Raw genomic sequence first — 3,432 nt, 5'->3', positions numbered from 1 at the left:
TGGACATCGAGGATGGGAACGATCAAGCCGATCGAGGGATTAGTACCGGTAAGCTGAACGCATTGCTGCGCTTACACACCCGGCCTATCAACGTGGTGGTCTTCCACGCCTCTCAAGGGAATACTCGTTTTGAGGTGGGTTTCCCGCTTAGATGCTTTCAGCGGTTATCCCGTCCGTACATAGCTACGCTGCACTGCGGCTGGCGCCACAACAGCTCCACCAGAGGTACGTCCATCCCGGTCCTCTCGTACTAGGGACAGATCCTCTCAATATTCCGACACCCACGGCAGATAGGGACCGAACTGTCTCACGACGTTCTGAACCCAGCTCACGTACCACTTTAATCGGCGAACAGCCGAACCCTTGGGACCTGCTCCAGCCCCAGGATGTGATGAGCCGACATCGAGGTGCCAAACGATTCCGTCGATATGGACTCTTGGGAATCATCAGCCTGTTATCCCCGGCGTACCTTTTATCCGTTGAGCGATGGCCCGTCCACGAGGGACCACCGGATCACTATGGCCGACTTTCGTCTCTGCTCGACTTGTCAGTCTCGCAGTCAGGCAGGCTTATGCCATTGCACTCAACGAGCGATTTCCGACCGCTCTGAGCCCACCATCGCGCGCCTCCGTTACTCTTTGGGAGGCGACCGCCCCAGTCAAACTGCCCACCATGCACTGTCCCGGACCCGGATGACGGGCCGCGGTTAGACATCCATATTTCCAAGGGTGGTATTTCAAGGGTGACTCCACCAAGGCTGGCGCCTCGGCTTCGACGTCTACCACCTATCCTACACATGCAAACACGAATGCCAGTGCAAAGCTACAGTAAAGGTGCACGGGGTCTTTCCGTCTGACCGCAGGAACCCCGCATCTTCACGGGGAATTCAATTTCACTGAGTCTATGCTGGAGACAGCGGGGAAGTCGTTACGCCATTCGTGCAGGTCGGAACTTACCCGACAAGGAATTTCGCTACCTTAGGACCGTTATAGTTACGGCCGCCGTTTACCGGGGCTTCGATTCAAAGCTTGCACCTCTCCTCTTAACCTTCCGGCACCGGGCAGGCGTCAGACCCTATACGTCATCTTGCGATTTCGCAGAGCCCTGTGTTTTTGCTAAACAGTCGCCACCCCCTGGTCTGTGCCCCTCCGACCTGGTTGCCCAAGCCAGAGGCCTCCTTATCCCGAAGTTACGGAGGTAAATTGCCGAGTTCCTTCAGCATAGTTCTCTCAAGCGCCTTGGTATACTCTACCAGTCCACCTGTGTCGGTTTCGGGTACGGTCTATGTGGGGGCTATTTCCTGGTACCCTTCACCTGCAAGATCAATCCAATAAGACCTCACAAGCTGCCGGATACGTCACACACCCACTGGCCCACGATTGTTAACGTGGTTCCCATCGACTACGCCTTTCGGCCTCGCCTTAGGGGCCGGCTAACCCTGCGCAGATTAGCTTTACGCAGGAACCCTTGGACTTTCGGCGACAGTGTCTTTCACACTGTTTGTCGTTACTCATGTCAGCATTCGCACTTCCGATACCTCCAGAGGCCCTCACGGGTCCTCCTTCGCAGGCTTACGGAACGCTCCGCTACCGCTTGCCCGAAGGCAAACCTAAAGCTTCGGCGCGTGGCTTGAGCCCCGTTACATTTTCGGCGCAAGAATCCTAGACCAGTGAGCTGTTACGCTTTCTTTAAAGGATGGCTGCTTCTAAGCCAACCTCCTGGTTGTTTTCGGACTCTCACATCCTTTCCCACTTAGCCACGACTTGGGGGCCTTAGCTGTTAGTCAGGGTTGTTTCCCTCTCCACGACGGACGTTAGCACCCGCCGTGTGTCTCCCGTGTACTACTTCCTGGTATTCGGAGTTTGGTTAGGTTTGGTAGATCGGTAAGACCCCCTAGCCCATCCAGTGCTCTACCCCCAGGAGTATTCGCACGAGGCGCTACCTAAATAGCTTTCGCGGAGAACCAGCTATTTCCGGGTTTGGTTGGCCTTTCACCCCTAGCCACAAGTCATCCGAGACTTTTTCAACAGGCACCGGTTCGGTCCTCCAGTGCGTGTTACCGCACCTTCAACCTGCTCATGGCTAGATCACCCGGCTTCGGGTCTAATCCGACGAACTGAACGCCCTGTTCAGACTCGCTTTCGCTGCGCCTACGCCTATCGGCTTAAGCTTGCTCGCCAGACTAAGTCGCTGACCCATTATACAAAAGGTACGCGGTCACCCTTGCGGGCTCCCACTGTTTGTAGGCATCCGGTTTCAGGAACTGTTTCACTCCCCTCGTCGGGGTGCTTTTCACCTTTCCCTCACGGTACTGGTTCGCTATCGGTCGCTAAGGAGTACTTAGGCTTGGAGGGTGGTCCCCCCATGTTCAGACAGGATTTCACGTGTCCCGCCTTACTCGAGGATGAAGGTTTGCTTTACTCGTACGGGGCTGTCACCCACTAAGGCGCCGCTTTCCTGACGGCTTCCGATTGTCTCACCTTCACCACTGGCCTGATCCGCGTTCGCTCGCCACTACTAGCGGAGTCTCTGTTGATGTCCTTTCCTCCGGGTACTTAGATGTTTCAGTTCCCCGGGTTCGCCTCTAACCCCTATGAATTCAGGATCAGATACCTTCATGTGAAAACTGGAAATCCGAAGTCTAAACTTCGGTCAGATCGAAACCCCACCGAGGTCGAAACCTCGGAGTTCCAGTTTTCGAAGGTGGGTTTCCCCATTCGGAAATCTCCGGATCAAAGCTTGTTCGCAGCTCCCCGAAGCTTATCGCAGCGTACCACGTCCTTCTTCGCCTCTTAGCGCCAAGGCATCCACCGAATGCCCTTAAGACACTTGATCGTTCTCATCGTCGATGCCCACCCCTCGGCAGAGGTCCCGGACCGTTAGATCCGGACGGGTCGACGCACTCATTTAAAAGACCAGCTTCAACATTGTTCCAATGACGGTGCGGTCAGCACCCGCCGGCGACGTCTCTGCGAAACACCAGGCCAAGGCCAGGTCTTTCTTGATCGCCGCCCGCCCCTCTCAGGGCAGATCGAACAATGCTCTATTCACGATGTCAGACAGCAGCATGCCTTCCGCCGACAGGTCGGCCTCATGGAAGACATGAAACAGGGATTTCGCGGATAATATGAAGAGACACCATCTTGTATCCTCTCGTCCCCTTCCTCGACGAAGCCTCTTTTTCAAAAGACCTTCGGAGAAATGGTGGAGCCAGACGGGATCGAACCGACGACCTCATGCTTGCAAAGCACGCGCTCTCCCAACTGAGCTATGGCCCCAGAACTGAGAACGAAGAGGTACGGTACCGATGACAACCTTCTGGAAAGATGGTGGGCCTGGGACGACTCGAACGTCCGACCTCACCCTTATCAGGGGTGCGCTCTAACCACCTGAGCTACAGGCCCGTGAACCGGGCAGCGATCACCCTCGTTC

At 55.7% G+C, this 3,432-nt stretch carries 2 tRNA genes and 1 rRNA gene; all 3 read right to left on the bottom strand.

What is annotated here, in order from left to right:
- Window positions 1-18: 18 nt before the first annotated feature.
- A 23S ribosomal RNA gene (locus ACT54L_RS24895) occupies window positions 19-2,835 on the bottom strand.
- 367 nt (window positions 2,836-3,202) lie between these two features.
- Window positions 3,203-3,278: transfer RNA gene (locus ACT54L_RS24890), tRNA-Ala, on the bottom strand.
- Window positions 3,279-3,327: 49 nt separating this feature from the next.
- Window positions 3,328-3,404, bottom strand: a tRNA-Ile gene (locus ACT54L_RS24885).
- Window positions 3,405-3,432: the final 28 nt, after the last annotated feature.

Source organism: Aquabacter sp. DMC10, assembly GCF_056314145.1.
This window is presented reverse-complemented; position numbering and strand designations above follow the sequence as displayed.